Source organism: Streptomyces ochraceiscleroticus, assembly GCF_000720485.1.
GTDB classification, from domain to species: domain Bacteria; phylum Actinomycetota; class Actinomycetes; order Streptomycetales; family Streptomycetaceae; genus Streptomyces; species Streptomyces ochraceiscleroticus.
Map to the genome: position 1 here is coordinate 149,565 of NZ_JOAX01000013.1, position 14,004 is coordinate 163,568.

The window sequence follows — 14,004 nt, forward strand, 5'->3', positions numbered from 1 at the left end:
GCAGCGGTCACTGCTCCTTCGGTGCCCAGTCGGGGTGGTTGCCGTGCATGGCGTGGTAGTAGGGGTCGTCCGGACCGATCTCGCCCGCGCCGACCGGCCGCCCGGTGAACGCCGACTTGTAGAGCGCGGCGAGGAATTCCAGCGTGCGGCGCGCTTCCGTACCGCTGCCGGGCGGGCGGACGCCCTTCTCCATGGCGTCCAGGAAGCCGTCGAGCTGCGCGGCGTGCGAGCTGGGCACGTCGGCGGCGGGGGTGCGCCAGTGGGCGGTGCGCCGCTCGTCGTCGCGGGCGTGCACGGCCGGGGTGTACGCCCAGTCGTCGTTGGAGTGCCCGTACAGATGCGTCAGTTCGACCGTGGCGTCCGCGCAGTCGATGCGGATGCGGCTCACCTCGTCGGGGCTGAGCACGCTGTTCACGACGGTGGCCATGGTGCCGTCGGCGAACTGGACGAGCGCGGTGGAGACGTCCTCGCTCTCCACGTCGTGCACCAGCCGGCCCGCCATCGCCCGTACCTCGGTCCAGTCGCCGAGCAGATGCAGCAGCAGATCCATCTGGTGGATGCCGTGGCCCATGGTCGGCCCGCCGCCCTCGGTGGCCCAGCGGCCGCGCCAGGGAACGGAGTAGTACGCGCGGTCCCGGTACCAGGTGGTCTGGCAGTGCGCGACCAGCGGCCGCCCCAGTTCCCCGGAGCGCAGCAGCTCGCGCGCGTGCACCGCGCCCGATCCGTACCGGTGCTGGAAGACGACGGAGGCGTACGGGCCGCCGGTGCCGCCCTCTTCGGTGCCCTCCGCCGCCGCGATCGCGTCGTACTCGGCGAGGGAGAGACACAGCGGCTTCTCGCACAGCACCCAGGCACCGGCCCGCAGCGCGGCCGTTGCCTGCACGGCGTGCAGGGCGGGCGGGGTGCCGAGGAGGACCAGGTCCGGGCGCTCGGCGGCGAGCATCTCGTCGAGATCGCCGTAGCCGTGCACGTCGTCGCCCGCCAGGTCGCGGAAGGCGGTGAGCCGTGCGGGATCGGTGTCGACGGCGGCCACCAGCCGGACGCGGCCGTGCAGTTCGCGCAGGGCCGGCAGGTGGCTGCCGGTGACGATGCCGCCGGTGCCGACGACTGCGGCGCGGACGGGGGAGGCGGGAGTACTGGGGGAGATGGGCGTGGTGCGGGTGGTCGGTGGCTGGGCGGGCGGTTCGGCAACGGGCATGCCGGGACAGCTCCCTCGGATAGAAAGCGCTTACCGGCTGGCGACACTAGGCCCGCGCCGCACGTTGAGACAAGACCCCTGCAGCAAGGGAAGTTCGGCAGGACGAACGATGGCCGAGCCCTGGAACGGCCTATGTGCGGCCCTTCTCGCCATTGCGGCCCCGCTCGGCGAGCGCGCCCTGCGCGGCGGCGAGGAAGCGGGCGGGGCCGCCCGCGCGAAGGGCGGCGCGTGCCGCGTTCGCGCCGGGCGCGCCGTGCACCCCGCCGCCGGGGTGGGCGGATGCCGAGGCGAGGTAGAGGCCGGGCACCGGGGTCTCCGGGCGGCCCGTGCCGGGCAGCGGCCGGAAGACGAGCTGCTGGTGCATGCCGGCGGTACCGCCGTTGAGCGCGCCGCCGTGCAGATTGCCGTTCATGGCCTGCAGGGTGGGCGGCGCGAGGATGCGCCGGGCCCGGACGCGGCCGCGGAAGCCGGGCGCGAACCGCTCCACCTGCTCCTCGATGCGGTCGGCCATCGCCTCCTGCTCGTCCGGCTTCCAACGCCCCGTCAGCTCGTCGGGCCCCGCGTCCCCCCGCACAGTCTGCGGCACATGGGTGTACGCCCACGCCGACTCCGTGCCGGCCGGCGAGCGGGTGGCGTCCGCCGTCGTCATCTGGCCGAACAGCGCGAAGGGCCGGTCGGGCACCAGGCCCCTCGCGATCTGTGCGGCGAAACGGGTCAACTCATCGACCCCGTCGGCGAGATGGACGGTGCCGGCCCGGGCGGCCTCCGGCGCGGTCCACGGCACCGGGCCGTCCAGCGCCCAGTCGACCTTGAACGTCGCGAAGTCCCACTGGAACCGGCGCAGATCGTCGAAGATCCGCGCCGGCAGCTGCCCGGCGCCGACCAGCTCCCGGTACAGCTCCGGCGCCGGCACGTCCGCCAGTACCGCCCGATCCGCCGGAACCGTTTCGCCGCCTGCCGTGCGCACCCCCGCGGCGCGGCCGTGCCGCACGACGACCTCGGTCACCCGTTCCCCGCAGCGCACGGCGACGCCGCGCTCCGTCAGCCGGGTGACCAGCGCGGCGGTCAGCGCGCCCGAGCCGCCGACCGGCACCGGGAAGCCGATCGCCTGCCCGAGCATGGCCAGCAGCCAGCCGTACCCGCCGCTGCCCGCCGCCTCCGGCGCCAGGTCCGCGTGGAGCGCGTTGCCCGCCAGCAGCAGCCGCCCGCCGTCGCCCGCGAACTCCTCCTCACCCAGCCGGCGTACCGGCAGCACCAGGCTGCGGGCCAGCCGCAGCCCGCCGGCGCCGCGCAGCCGGACCGCCAGCCGGGCCGTGGCGCGTACCGGCGGGAACGGTGTGAACAGCGCCCGCATGATGTCCTCGCCGAGCCGGTCCCAGATGCGGCACAGGTGTTCCCACGCCTCGCCGTCCCCCGCCCCGAAGCCCGCCAGTCCGGCCGCGGTCGCCGCCCGGTCGCGGGCCAGTACCGCGCATCTGCCGTCGGTCAGCGGGTGCGCGAGGACGTGCGGCGCGTGGCTCCAGCGCAGGCCGTACCGGTGCAGCTCCAGCCCGCGCACGACCGGCGAGGCGGCCGCGAGCGGGTAGAACGCGCTGAAGACGTCGCTGATGTACTCCGGATGGACGCCCCGGTCGCTGCGGACGGCGCCGCCGGGCTCGGGCTGTGCTTCCAGTACCGTGACGCTCCAGCCCGCGTCGGCGAGGAGGTTGGCGGCCACCAGGCCGTTGGGCCCCGCGCCGATCACCACCGCGTCGGGCATGTCACCGCCCCGCCGCGCGCCCGGCCCCGGCCTTCGCTTCCGCCTCCCGGGGCAGCTCCTCGACCACCTTCGCGAGGCGCTTGAGCATGTTGCGGTGGCGCAGTTGCAGCAGGGCGTCCAAGGCGAAGTTGTGAAACAGCCCGCCGTAGCCGCGCAGCGGGTGCTCGTCCAGGATGACCAGGGTCTCCTCGCCCCAGGGCCGGATGTCCAGCGCGATCCGGGCCGAGCCGAGCGGCTCGCAGTACGCCTCCAGCTCCAGCCACCGCGGCGGCTCGTGTCGCCGGACGACGGTATGGCCCGCCAGCTCCCGGCGGCCCAGCCGCAGCTTGTAGCAGATGGAGGAGCCGACGTCCGGCCAGTCGCCGTCCTGCGGGTCGGAGTGCGACGGGCCGACCACCCAGTCGCCGTACTGGGTGCAGTCCTCGAGCACCGCCCATACGGCGGCCGGCTTCCGGGCGATGAGCTGGTGCCGTACGGCCATGTGTGCTCCATCCGGGTCGGCCGGCGAGGCCGGCGGGTCATGCCGATGGATGATCCTATATGTGTGCATTATGCCTGTCCGGGTACTCCATGGCCTCGACAAGCACCGCGGCCCGGTCCGCGGCCGTACGTACGGAGGAGGCGGCCATGGTGCCCCAGGCTGAGGGCGGCGTCGTAGTGATCACCGGCGCGTCCAGCGGCGTTGGACGGGCGTGCGCCGAGGCGTTCGCGGCCCGCGGCTGGCACGTCGTGCTGGCCGCGCGGCGCGCCGAGGAGCTGAACGAGGTCGCCCGCCGCTGCCGCCGGCGCGGCGCCGGGCGCGCGCTCCCCGTCCCCACCGAGGTGACCGACGCCGCCGCGGTGGACCGGCTCGCCCAGGAGGCCGTCGATGCCTTCGGCCGGATCGACGTCTGGATCAACAACGCCGCCGTCGCCGCCTTCGGCGCGCTCGACGAGATCCCGGCCGACGTCTGCCGCAAGGTGATCGACACCGACGTCATGGGCTATGTGTACGGAGCCCGCGCCGCGCTCACCGCGATGCGCCGCCAGGGCAGCGGCACCCTGATCAACGTCTCCTCGGTCGTCGGCGTCGCGCCGGTCCCGTACAACGCGCCCTACGCGCTGGCCAAGGCCGCCGTCCGCTCACTGGGCACCAGCCTGCGCCAGGAGCTGTGGCTGGAGGGCCACCGTGACGTGCACGTCTGCACGATGCTGCCCGCCACGATGGACACCCCGTTCTTCGAGAGCGCCGCCAACTACTCGGGCCGCAAGGTCATCCCGATGGCCCCCGTCTACACCCCCGAACGGGCGGCCCGGAAGGCGCTCCGCCTGGTGCGCTCGCCGCGCCGCGAGGCGTACGTCGGCCCCGCCGCCGCGTTCCTGGCCCTCCAGACGAAGCTCACGCCGCGCCTGATGGAGAAGGGCCTGGCGTACCAGATGAACCGCGCCCACCTCTCCCGCACCGAGTCGGCCCCGGACACCGTGGGAAGCGTGCCGCACCCGCTGCCGGGCGGCGCCGTCCGCGGCGGCTGGGCCGGCGGGCGCCGCACGGCGGGCCGCCGCCTGGCCACGGCGGCGGTGCTGACGGGCGCCGCGTATGCGGCCTTCCGGGTGGCAGGCGGCCGCGCACCTCTCAGCGCCGCGACTCAGGGATCGCGTCGCCACAGGGTGCGTCGCTGCGGCCGTAATGGTGCGTGGTGAACATGTAGATCACGCCCACCAGGACGACGACGCCACCGCACAGCAGCACGATGTAGTTGTCGTACCAGGCGGCCTCGGGCGTGCGGGCCCAGCAGATGTTGATGATGGCGAAGATGCCGTACGCCAGCGCCCCGGCGTTCACCAGCAGCCCCCAGCGGCCCAGCCGGTACTCGCCGCTCGGCTTCCAGCCCTTCAGCCGGGCGCGCAGTGCGGCCAGTACGACCATCTGGAACGAGGCGTAGATGCCCAGGATCGCGAACGACACGATCTTGGTGAGCGCGTCCTCCGAGACCAGGGAGCCGAAGGCGATGATCGCCGGGATGACGGCCGACACGAAGAGGGCCCAGCCCGGCACCGCCCTGGCGTGCGCGAACTTCCGCAGCAGCCGGTGGCCGACGATCATCTGGTCGCGCGCGTACGAGTAGATCAGCCGGCCGGCCGCCGCCTGGAGGCTGATCGTGCACGACAGGAACGAGATGAGGACCACGGCCATCACGAGCCGGGCCCCGACCTCGCCCAGCGCGTCGTACAGCAGGTGCACCACGGGGTCGGTGTCCTTGCCGGAGACCACCGCGCGGTAGTCGGTGACGGAGAGCAGGAGGGACAGACAGGTGAAGGTGGCCGCCGCGCCGCCCACGTAGATCGTGCGGCGCATCGCCTTCGGAATCACCCGGCCAGGGTGCTCGACCTCCTCGGCGGTGTCCCCGCACGCCTCGAAGCCGTAGTACTGGTAGAAGCCGATGATCGCGGCCGCCAGGAAGACCGGCAGATAGCTGCCGTCGCCCTCGGTGCCGTACGTGTCGAAGATGACGCCGAGGTTGTGCGCGCGGTGGGTGGCCAGCAGGTAAATGCCGACGATCAGCGCGCCGATCAACTCGGCGCCGAACCCGATCACGGCCGCCGCCGAAAGCCACTTCGTACCGGCGTAGTTGATCAGTACGGCGACGATGATGAGCACGACCGTGCACAGAACGGTGGTGTGGACCGTGGGTGTGAAGCCGATCAGCAGCGCGATGTACGGGCCCGCGCCGTACGCCACCGACGTGATCGTGACCAGCAGCGCCCACATGTAGATCCAGCCGGTCATCCACGCCCAGCGCTTGCCCCACAGGTGCCGGGCCCACGGATAGACCCCGCCCGCGATGGGGAACTGCGCGACCACCTCACCGAAGACCAGCGCGACCAGGAACTGACCGCATCCGGCCAGCACGAATGCCCACACCATCGGCGGGCCGCCCTCGCCGAGCGCCGTGGCGAAGAGGGTGTAGGTGCTGACGACGGGGGAGAGGTAGGTGAAGCCCAGCGCGAAGTTCGCCCACGGGCCCATGTCCTTGCGGAACTCCGAGCCGGGGACGGACCCGTCGCCGCTCTCGCTCCCGCCGCCGGCCGCGCCGTCGGCCGGGGTGTTGGCCGTCGTCATCACCGACCGCCTCCGTTCGCGCCCCGCAGCAGGTCCGCCGCCCGTTCGGCCGCCAGCAGCACCGTCACCATCGGGTTGATCGTCGGCATCGTCGGGAAGAGGGAGGCGTCCACGACCCGGATGCCGTCCAGGCCGCGCACCCGCAACTGCGGATCGAGCACGGCCATGGGGTCGTCGTCACCGCCCATCTTGCAGGTGCCCGCCGGGTGGTACACGGTGTGCGCGACCCGCCGCCCGTACTCGGACAGCGCCGCGTCCGAGGTGACATCGGGGCCCGGCGCCACCTCCCGCTTCAGCCAGTCCCGCAGCGGTGGCGTCGCCGCCACCTCGCGCGCGACCTTCAGCCCGTCCACGATCGTCTTCTCGTCGTGCCCGTCCGGATCGGTGAAGTACTGGAAATCCAGCGCCGGTTTCTCCGCCGGATCCGCGCTGCGCAGCCACATCCGGCCCACGGAGCGGGCCCGCGGCACGTTCGGCGTCATGCACACGCCGTGCTCCACCGCCGGATAGCCCAGCCGCTCCGTGTTGACGCTGAACGGCACTTGGTAGAAGTGGAACATCAGGTCAGGCCGTGGTCCGCCGTCCGGATCGCGGCGCAGGAACAGCCCGGCGTCGGAGTCCATCGCCGAGTTGGGCGGCAGCGGCCCGTCCGTCTCCCAGATGATCACCGACTCCGGGTGGTCGAGCAGATTCTCACCCACCCCCGGCAGGTCCGCCCGTACCTTGATGCCCAGCTCGCGCAGCTGGTCCGCCGGGCCGATGCCGGAGAGCATCAGCAGCCGCGGCGTGTCGATGGCGCCCGCGCACAGCAGCAGCTCCCGCTCCGCCCGCAGCGTCGTCTCCGTCCCGTCCGCGGACCGTACGCGTACGCAGGTCATCCGGCCGTCCCCGTCCGGCACCACCTCATGCGCCCAGGTCTCCAGCTTCAGCGTCAGATTCGGCCGGTCCAGGACCGGATGCAGATACGCCACCGACGCCGACGACCGCTTGTTGCCCTCCGCCTCGTACGCCAGTGAGAAGAACCCCACCCCGTCCGCGAACGGCCGGGCGTTGAAGTCCTCGACCACCGGCACGCCCAGCGCGGACGCCGCGGCCGTCACGAAGTCCTTCGCGATCGGATTGCGGTCCTGCTCCGCCACCGGCACGATGCGGTTCTGCAGCCGGTCGCGGTACGGCAGCACCGTCGCGGCGTCCCAGCCGGCAGCGCCCAGCGCCGCCCACTCGTCCATGTCCTCCGGCAGCGGCAGAAAGCTGATCAGGGTGTTGTGCGAGGAGCAGCCGCCGAGCACGCGCGCCCTCGAGTGCAGAATGTGCGAGTTCCCGCGCGGCTGCTCCACGGTCGTATAGCCGTAGTCGTACTCCGAATCCAGCAGATTGATCCAGTTCCGCAGCCGCAGGATCTTCTCGTCGCCCACGTCACTGGGCCCGCCCTCGACCACACACACCCGGCAGTCGGGATCCTCGGTCAGCCGCGCGGCCAGCACACAACCCGCCGTCCCACCGCCCACAATGACGTAGTTGTACGCCGTCTCGTCGTCTCCCATGCCCCGCTCCTCGTTCCCTCCGGTCGCCACGCCCGCGCCTCAGCCCTTGAACCAGCCGGACGGGGCCGGCTTGAGGTTCTGGTAGATGTGCTTGGCCTCCTGGTACTCGCGCAGCCCCGTCGGGCCCAGCTCACGCCCCACCCCGGAGTGCCCAAACCCGCCCCACTCGGCCTGCGGGACGTACGGATGGAAGTCATTGATCCAGACCGTGCCGTGCCGCAGCCGCTGCGCCACCCGCTGCGCCCGGCTCGCGTCACTGGTCCACACGGCGCCCGCCAGCCCGTACTTGGTGTCATTGGCGAGCCGCACCGCGTCCTCCTCGTCCCGGAACCGCTCGACCGTCACCACCGGGCCGAACACCTCCTCCTGCACGATCCGCATCGACCGGTCGCAGTCGGCGTAGATGGTCGGCAGCACGAAGAAGCCGCGGGAGAGCTCGGGGGCGTCCGGACGGCGCCCGCCGCACACCAGCCGCGCGCCCTCGTTGCGGGCGACCTCCAGATAGCCCTCCACCTTCTCGCGGTGCTCGGCGGAGCTGAGCGGCCCGCTCTCGGTGTCCTCGTTCATGCCGTTGCCCAGCCGGATGCGCTGCGCCCGGTCGGCCAGCGCCTCGACGAACCGGTCGTACAGCCCTTCCTGCACGATCAGCCGCGACCCGGCCGAACACACCTGCCCGGAGTGCAGGAAGGAGGCATCCAGCGCGTAGTCCACCGCCGCGTCGAAGTCGCAGTCCTCGAACACCACATTGGGGTTTTTGCCGCCCAGCTCCAGCGCGATGTTCTTCACGTCCGCCGCGGCGCCCGCCATGATCGTGCGCCCGGTGGCCAGCCCGCCGGTGAAGGACACCATGTCCACCTCCGGGTGCTGGGTCATCGCGGCGCCGACGGTCGAGCCCGGACCGAGTACGAGATTGGCCACCCCGGGCGGCGCTCCCGCCTCCTCCAGCAGCCGGAACAGGATGATCGTCGTCAGCGGCGTCGTCTCGCTCGGCTTCAGGACGAAGGTGTTGCCCGCCGCGAGTGCGGGCGCCACCTTCCAAGTCGCCTGGAGCAGTGGATAGTTCCACGGCGCGATCAGCGCGCACACCCCGACCGGCTGGTACACCACCCGGCTCAGCACGTCCGGGCCGACGTCCACCACCCGACCGCCGTCCTTGTCGGCGATCTCGGCGAAGTACCGGAACGCGTTCGCGATGTCCTCCACATCGAGCCGCGACTCCGCGATCGTCTTACCGGTGTCCTGCGTCTCCGTGCGCGCGATGTCCTCGAGGTCGCGCAGCAGCAGCTCGTACACCCGGTGCAGGATGTCGGCGCGGCGCCGGGTCGGGGCGTTCGCCCACTCGCCGTCGTCGAACGCGCGTCGGGCGGCCCGCACCGCCCGGTCGACGTCCGTGCCGTCCGCGTCGTCGACGGTCGTCACCACGGAGGCGTCGAACGGATTGACCACGTCACGCCTGCCGCCCGCCGCCGCCCCCGTCCACTCACCGTCGATGTACAGGTCAGCCATCTGCCGCTCTCCTCGCTCCCCGCCACTCCGGGGCCGTACGCCGGGGCCTGGACCCGCACCATGGTCCTGAGTCGGCGGCGACGCGCGGCGGGGCGCACCGAAGGGACCCGGCTACGGCGGGGAAAGTGACTCGGTCGGGCTAAGGGACGCGGCGGCCGGTCGGCGCGGGCCGCGGGCCGGGCGCCAGGTGGCGACCAGCGCGCCGGCCAGCAGCAGCTCGGCGAGGTCACCGCCGTAGTACATGAGCTCCGCGCCGCCGCGCACCTGGTCGACCGGCGCGTGCACGCCGATGAGGAAACCGCCGTACAGGAGCTGCGAGAGCGTCGCGTGCAGGGCGACGGCCACGCCCAGGAGGACCAGCCGGGCCGGCACGCCCGGGCGCGCCGGAGCCGGGTCCGGCCCGGCCACGACCCAGGCGAAGAGGCAGCCCGAGAGCAGGAAGTGCGCGTGCACCAGCCAGTGCAGCGCGGGGCGCGCCGCGGTCACGTCGTACAGCGGCGTGCCGTACAGCAGCGCCAGCGAGCCGGTGCTCAGCACCAGCGCGGTCACCGGATGGGCCACCAGCCGCAGCGGGCGGCTGTGCAGCACGCCGGTCAGCCGCCGGGCGCTGCGGGTCGGCAGCGCCCGCAGCAGCAACGTCACCGGCGCACCGAGAACCAGCGCGAGCGGCGCGTACATCCCGATCAGCAGATGCTGGGCCATATGGCCGCGGAAGTCCCCGTGTGCGAAGGCGCCCAGCGGAGGCAACAGCGCTCCGGCGGCCAGCGCGCAGCCCGCCAGGAAACTCGCGGTGCGCCAGGGACTCCAGGCCTTCGCGGCCGGGCGCCGGGCGGCCCGCCGTACGAGCAGCAGATAGGCGGCGGCGAGCAGGACCAGCAGGCCCACGGCCACCGCCGTCGGCAGCGGACCACCGGGCAGCGGGTGCCCGCTCCCGCTGTGGTGCTCATGACCACCCATCAGGCACTCCGTTCAGGAGCGCGTTCAGGAGCGAAGGCCCGACCACTGCGCTGGAGCGCCCAGCCTCCGAGGAGCAGCAGCGCCCCCAGCACCAGGAAGCCGACGTCCCACCAGACCTGGTACGGCCCGCCGTGCACGTGGTGGATGCCGAGAATCTGATGGTCCAGCACCCCCTCGACGAGGTTGAACAGCCCCCAGCCCGCCAGGACCCAGCCCCACAGCACCCGCGAGCCCCACACCCGCCGCCGCCCGTGCGTGACCCGGGAGTACAGCAGGGCCAGCCCGATGAGCACCGCGAGCCAGCACACGGTATGGAAGATGCCGTCCCACACGGTGTTCATCCGGAGCCCGGACACCGTATGCGGCGAGTAGTACTCAAGCCCGATGCGGTCGGTGTTCGTGCTGGTCAGCATGTGGTGCCACTGCAGGAGCTGATGCAGCAGAATCCCGTCGACGAATCCACCGAGCCCCACACCGAGCACGACTCCCGGCAGCCGAATACTGCGCGGATCCGGCCCGGCCCGCCCCTCACCCGTAGTGCTGGCCATACAGTCGCTCCTTCCACTCCGACGCTTCGTGCCCCGGCTCCTGTACCGGCCCCGATACCGGTTCCCGCGCCCGGCCGTCCCTCACTCGGCCGTCCGTCACTCGGCCGCCGGAGACCGGTCCACCATGTGCAGCACGGACCGCACGCGCTCCTCGACGGCCGCGCGCTCCAGCTCGACCGGCTCGTATCCGTACTCCGTGTACGTCTCGACCATCACCCGGTACGTACGCTCCGCCTCCTCCGGCGACTGCTTCCGCTCGGCGTCCGCCGCGTAGATCTCCGGCCAGAAGGGAGCGACCCATACGCGGCGGTGGTACCGGTACGCCTGCGCGGCGGCGTGCACATGGGCGGGCACCGGGAGCCCCTGCAGCCGGAGGTAGCCGACGATGTCGGGAAGGCCGCGGTCGAAGAAGACGGGACCGGCGGGCGGCGCGGCCGGGCCCGCGGCGAGCCGGTAGGAACGCAGCTCCCAGCACAGCATCAGCTCGGCGAACAGCTCCCGGTCGGCCCAGGGCAGCCCGTGTCCGCCGACGGCGACCTGATCCCGGATCACACCCCGGCCCGCCTCCTCGGACCGGGCGTACCCGAGCACCGCCAGCCGCTCGATGAGCGTGCTCTTGCCGGCTCCGGGGCCACCGGTGATGACGACGAAACGGTCGGAGTGCATGGATGTGGGAAGGGATGACATGAGGGACACCTTTCGTGCCGTTATCGGGGAAGGAGGGCGGTGCGTGGCAGCCTGCAGGGCACAGGCAGATCAGGGAGCGGCGGAAACGGAGGGTCCATGCAGGTCGATCTCGCAGGGCGGACCGCGTTGGTTACCGGGTCGACGCAGGGGATCGGGGCGGCGATTGCCGCGGGGCTCGCGCGGTCGGGGGCGCGGGTCGGGGTCAATGGGCGGAACGCCGGGCGGGTCGAGGAGGCCGTGGCCCGGCTGGGGCAGGAGGTGCCCGGCGGGCGGTTCGTCGAGGCGGCCGGCGACGTGACGACCGAAGAGGGCGCCGCCCGGCTGGCGGAGACGCTGTCGGAGGTGGACATCCTCGTCAACAACCTCGGCGTCTTCGGCGCACAGGATCCCCTGGAGATCAGCGACGCGGAGTGGCGGCGCTACTTCGAGGTGAACGTGCTGGCCGCGGTCCGGCTCACCCGTACGTACCTGCCCGGCATGACCGGGCGCGGCTGGGGCCGCATCCAGTACATCGCCAGTGACTCGGCGGTGGTGATCCCCGCCGAGATGATCCACTACGGCATGTCGAAGACCGCGCTGCTCGCGGTGGGCCGCGGCTTCGCGAAGCAGGCGGCCGGCACCGGCGTCACGGTCAACTCCGTCATCGCCGGGCCGACGCACACCGGCGGCGTGCGGGACTTCGTGTACGAGCTGGTCGACCGTGACCTGCCGTGGGACGAGGCGCAGCGCGTCTTCATGCGCGAGCACCGCCCGCAGTCGCTGCTGCAGCGGCTGATCGAGCCGGAGGAGATCGCCCATATGGTCGTCTACCTCAGCTCCGAGCAGGCGTCGGCGACCACCGGCGGTGCCGTCCGTGTCGACGGCGGTTATGTCGACTCGATTCTGCCCTGAGCGGCACAGGCGCGGTCCGTGGCCTCCATACGGACCAGTCCGGCGGGCGGGCCGCCGTCCGGGCGGGTGAGGCTGGATATCCGATCACCCGCTTCGGAAGGTGCTGTAACCCATGCAAGGGCATCAGCGAGAAGAGAACGACGGCGGCGGAGCGAGCGCCGGAGCGAGCCCCGGTGGGGGTGCCGGTGCAGGCACCGGGGCCGGAGCCGCAGCCGGGTCCGGTACGAGCGCCGGAGCCGCAACCGGCGCGGGCAACGCCGACAGGGCCGGCAGCGGCGGCCACCACCGGCGCACCCCCAAGGGCCCGGGCGATCTGCCGAAGGCGTCGTGGACGGAAGTGCTGAAGCGCACCGCCAAGGAGTTCAAGAAGGACAACCTCACCGACCTGGCCGCCGCGCTGACCTACTACGGCGTGCTGGCGATCTTCCCGGCCGTACTGGCCCTGGTCTCGATCCTGGGCCTGATGGGCAGCGGGACGCTCCAGCCGATGATCGACAACGTCGGCAAGTTCGCGCCGGGCGCCGCCCGCGACGTCATCACCAACATGCTCAAACAGATGCAGGGCAGCCAGGGCAAGGCCGGCATCGCCCTGGTCATCGGCATCATCATCGCGCTGTGGTCGGCCTCCGGCTACATCGCGGCCTTCATGCGCGCGTCCAACGCCGTGTACGACATCGGGGAGGGGCGGCCGGCGTGGAAGATCCTGCCGACCCGTTTCCTCATCACCGTGGTGACGGTCGTTCTGCTCGCGCTCATCAGTGTGGCCGTGGTGTTCACCGGGTCGCTGGCGCGGAAGGCGGGGGATGTCATCGGGCTCGGCAGCACCGCGATCACGGTGTGGAACATCGCCAAATGGCCCGTGATGGTGGTGCTGGTGAGCTTCATCATCGCGCTGCTGTACTGGGCGGCGCCCAACGTCAAGCGCAGGTTCCGCTGGGTCACTCCCGGCAGCCTGCTCGCTGTAGTGCTCTGGCTGGTCGTCTCGGCGCTCTTCGCCCTCTACGTCGCCAACTTCAGCAACTACAACAAAACTTACGGCAGCCTTGCCGGGATCATCATCTTCCTGGTGTGGTTGTGGATCTCCAACCTCGCCATCCTGCTCGGTCTCGAATTCAACGCCGAGATGGAGCGGAGCCGCGCCCTGGAAGCCGGGCATCCGCGGGACGAGGAGCCGTACGTCGAACCGCGCGACACCCGGAAACTCTGAGCGAGCCCCTCACTACGCACCCGGCGGAGGACCGCCTCCGTCGTGGTGCGGTGCCGGGCCCGGTCCCTCGCGGAACCGGACCCGGCATCGCCTTACCGGCGGCTCTCCTCCTCCCCTTCCGCGCGGTCAGTCCTTCTTCTTGGTGGCCTGCTCAGAGGTGTCAGAGCTCTCCGACTCCTGCTGTTCGGCCGGTTCCTGCCGCCCCGAGCGCCGCAACAGGACGGTCGCGCCGCCGACGGCCAGCGCCACCGGCCACTCCAGCGCCCCGGCGACGGCCAGCGCTCCGAGCCCGCCGTAGTACAGGAGTTCCCTGGCAGGCGGCATGGACGGCAGCCAGTCGCCGGCCGTCCGCGCGTTGTTCACCACGTCCCCCGGCGTGAAATAGGGGACGTGCAGCGGGGCGCGGACATCGAGGGTGTGCACGCTCAGGCCCTGCTTACTGCGGTGGACGTGCGTGTCCTCGGTGGTCTCCGGCTGGGCGGTCCGTTTCGCAGCGGATTTCCGCGTGCTTTCGGCTGTACTGGGCATCCCAACTCCTCGTGTGGCCCGAGTACGGTGTGCTGTGCGCAATCCATTCTCGCGCGCGGCGACGCGTCGGGGCATCGGA

At 72.0% G+C, this 14,004-nt stretch carries 13 protein-coding genes; 3 read left to right on the forward strand and 10 right to left on the reverse strand.

The features are described 5' to 3' along the window. Nucleotides 1–7: 7 nt before the first annotated feature. The 3 genes from IG84_RS0117960 to IG84_RS0117970 all read right to left on the reverse strand — a co-directional run bounded on the left by IG84_RS0117960 (nt 8) and on the right by IG84_RS0117970 (nt 3,438). The gene (locus IG84_RS0117960; protein ID WP_211266474.1) at nt 8–1,198 is read right to left on the reverse strand and encodes a Gfo/Idh/MocA family protein; all 1,191 of its coding nucleotides are present in this window, start codon (nt 1,196–1,198) and stop codon (nt 8–10) included. 130 nt (nt 1,199–1,328) lie between these two features. Next, nucleotides 1,329–2,957, reverse strand: coding sequence for a phytoene desaturase family protein (locus IG84_RS0117965; protein ID WP_031057987.1), 1,629 nt, complete (start codon nt 2,955–2,957; stop codon nt 1,329–1,331). Between the two features lies 1 nt (nt 2,958). Beyond that, nucleotides 2,959–3,438, reverse strand: a complete 480-nt coding sequence (locus tag IG84_RS0117970; RefSeq protein WP_031057990.1) for an SRPBCC family protein — start codon at nt 3,436–3,438, stop codon at nt 2,959–2,961. A 146-nt stretch (nt 3,439–3,584) separates the two neighbouring features. On the opposite strand from IG84_RS0117970, the gene IG84_RS0117975 reads away from it, so the two are divergent. Next, nucleotides 3,585–4,637: an SDR family oxidoreductase gene (locus IG84_RS0117975; protein ID WP_051861904.1), complete on the forward strand. Its 1,053-nt coding sequence runs from the start codon at nt 3,585–3,587 to the stop codon at nt 4,635–4,637. On the opposite strand, the gene IG84_RS0117980 is transcribed toward IG84_RS0117975, so the two are convergent. The 6 genes from IG84_RS0117980 to IG84_RS0118005 form a co-directional block, all read right to left on the reverse strand. Continuing rightward, nucleotides 4,570–6,057 (reverse strand): APC family permease, encoded by a 1,488-nt coding sequence (locus IG84_RS0117980; RefSeq protein ID WP_031058000.1) that lies wholly within the window; start codon nt 6,055–6,057, stop codon nt 4,570–4,572. The genes IG84_RS0117975 and IG84_RS0117980 overlap by 68 nt on opposite strands. Then, nucleotides 6,057–7,601, reverse strand: a complete 1,545-nt coding sequence (locus tag IG84_RS0117985; RefSeq protein WP_031058001.1) for a GMC family oxidoreductase — start codon at nt 7,599–7,601, stop codon at nt 6,057–6,059. The genes IG84_RS0117980 and IG84_RS0117985 overlap by 1 nt, the downstream gene beginning before the upstream one ends. Before the next feature lie 39 nt (nt 7,602–7,640). Then, nucleotides 7,641–9,107: an aldehyde dehydrogenase family protein gene (locus IG84_RS0117990; protein WP_031058014.1), complete on the reverse strand. Its 1,467-nt coding sequence runs from the start codon at nt 9,105–9,107 to the stop codon at nt 7,641–7,643. A 111-nt stretch (nt 9,108–9,218) separates the two neighbouring features. After that, nucleotides 9,219–10,064, reverse strand: coding sequence for a cytochrome c oxidase assembly protein (locus IG84_RS0117995; RefSeq protein ID WP_037800442.1), 846 nt, complete (start codon nt 10,062–10,064; stop codon nt 9,219–9,221). Next, nucleotides 10,064–10,612: a DUF2243 domain-containing protein gene (locus IG84_RS0118000; RefSeq protein WP_031058018.1), complete on the reverse strand. Its 549-nt coding sequence runs from the start codon at nt 10,610–10,612 to the stop codon at nt 10,064–10,066. Before IG84_RS0118000 ends, IG84_RS0117995 begins: the two co-directional genes overlap by 1 nt. A 96-nt stretch (nt 10,613–10,708) precedes the next feature. Beyond that, complete coding sequence (locus IG84_RS0118005; RefSeq protein ID WP_031058020.1) at nt 10,709–11,299, reverse strand: AAA family ATPase; 591 nt, start codon at nt 11,297–11,299, stop codon at nt 10,709–10,711. A 96-nt stretch (nt 11,300–11,395) separates the two neighbouring features. Between IG84_RS0118005 and IG84_RS0118010 the strand changes: the two genes are divergently transcribed. Further along, nucleotides 11,396–12,190 (forward strand): SDR family NAD(P)-dependent oxidoreductase, encoded by a 795-nt coding sequence (locus IG84_RS0118010; RefSeq protein ID WP_031058022.1) that lies wholly within the window; start codon nt 11,396–11,398, stop codon nt 12,188–12,190. Nucleotides 12,191–12,302: 112 nt separating this feature from the next. Next, nucleotides 12,303–13,397 (forward strand): YihY/virulence factor BrkB family protein, encoded by a 1,095-nt coding sequence (locus IG84_RS0118020; RefSeq protein WP_078648960.1) that lies wholly within the window; start codon nt 12,303–12,305, stop codon nt 13,395–13,397. 126 nt (nt 13,398–13,523) lie between these two features. On the opposite strand, the gene IG84_RS38945 is transcribed toward IG84_RS0118020, so the two are convergent. Beyond that, a complete protein-coding gene (locus IG84_RS38945) occupies nt 13,524–13,925 on the reverse strand; it encodes a hypothetical protein (protein ID WP_051861905.1) in 402 nt (133 codons plus the stop codon). Between the last annotated feature and the right edge of the window lie 79 nt (nt 13,926–14,004).

What these genes read in the sequence shown, in the direction of transcription:
- IG84_RS0117960 (WP_211266474.1), bottom strand. Translation starts at nt 1,198, where the DNA reads ATGCCCGTTGCCGAACCGCCCGCCCAGCCACCGACCACCCGCACCACG.
- IG84_RS0117965 (WP_031057987.1), bottom strand. Translation starts at nt 2,957, where the DNA reads ATGCCCGACGCGGTGGTGATCGGCGCGGGGCCCAACGGCCTGGTGGCC.
- IG84_RS0117970 (WP_031057990.1), bottom strand. Translation starts at nt 3,438, where the DNA reads ATGGCCGTACGGCACCAGCTCATCGCCCGGAAGCCGGCCGCCGTATGG.
- IG84_RS0117975 (WP_051861904.1), top strand. Translation starts at nt 3,585, where the DNA reads ATGGTGCCCCAGGCTGAGGGCGGCGTCGTAGTGATCACCGGCGCGTCC.
- IG84_RS0117980 (WP_031058000.1), bottom strand. Translation starts at nt 6,057, where the DNA reads ATGACGACGGCCAACACCCCGGCCGACGGCGCGGCCGGCGGCGGGAGC.
- IG84_RS0117985 (WP_031058001.1), bottom strand. Translation starts at nt 7,601, where the DNA reads ATGGGAGACGACGAGACGGCGTACAACTACGTCATTGTGGGCGGTGGG.
- IG84_RS0117990 (WP_031058014.1), bottom strand. Translation starts at nt 9,107, where the DNA reads ATGGCTGACCTGTACATCGACGGTGAGTGGACGGGGGCGGCGGCGGGC.
- IG84_RS0117995 (WP_037800442.1), bottom strand. Translation starts at nt 10,064, where the DNA reads ATGGGTGGTCATGAGCACCACAGCGGGAGCGGGCACCCGCTGCCCGGT.
- IG84_RS0118000 (WP_031058018.1), bottom strand. Translation starts at nt 10,612, where the DNA reads ATGGCCAGCACTACGGGTGAGGGGCGGGCCGGGCCGGATCCGCGCAGT.
- IG84_RS0118005 (WP_031058020.1), bottom strand. Translation starts at nt 11,299, where the DNA reads ATGTCATCCCTTCCCACATCCATGCACTCCGACCGTTTCGTCGTCATC.
- IG84_RS0118010 (WP_031058022.1), top strand. Translation starts at nt 11,396, where the DNA reads ATGCAGGTCGATCTCGCAGGGCGGACCGCGTTGGTTACCGGGTCGACG.
- IG84_RS0118020 (WP_078648960.1), top strand. Translation starts at nt 12,303, where the DNA reads ATGCAAGGGCATCAGCGAGAAGAGAACGACGGCGGCGGAGCGAGCGCC.
- IG84_RS38945 (WP_051861905.1), bottom strand. Translation starts at nt 13,925, where the DNA reads ATGCCCAGTACAGCCGAAAGCACGCGGAAATCCGCTGCGAAACGGACC.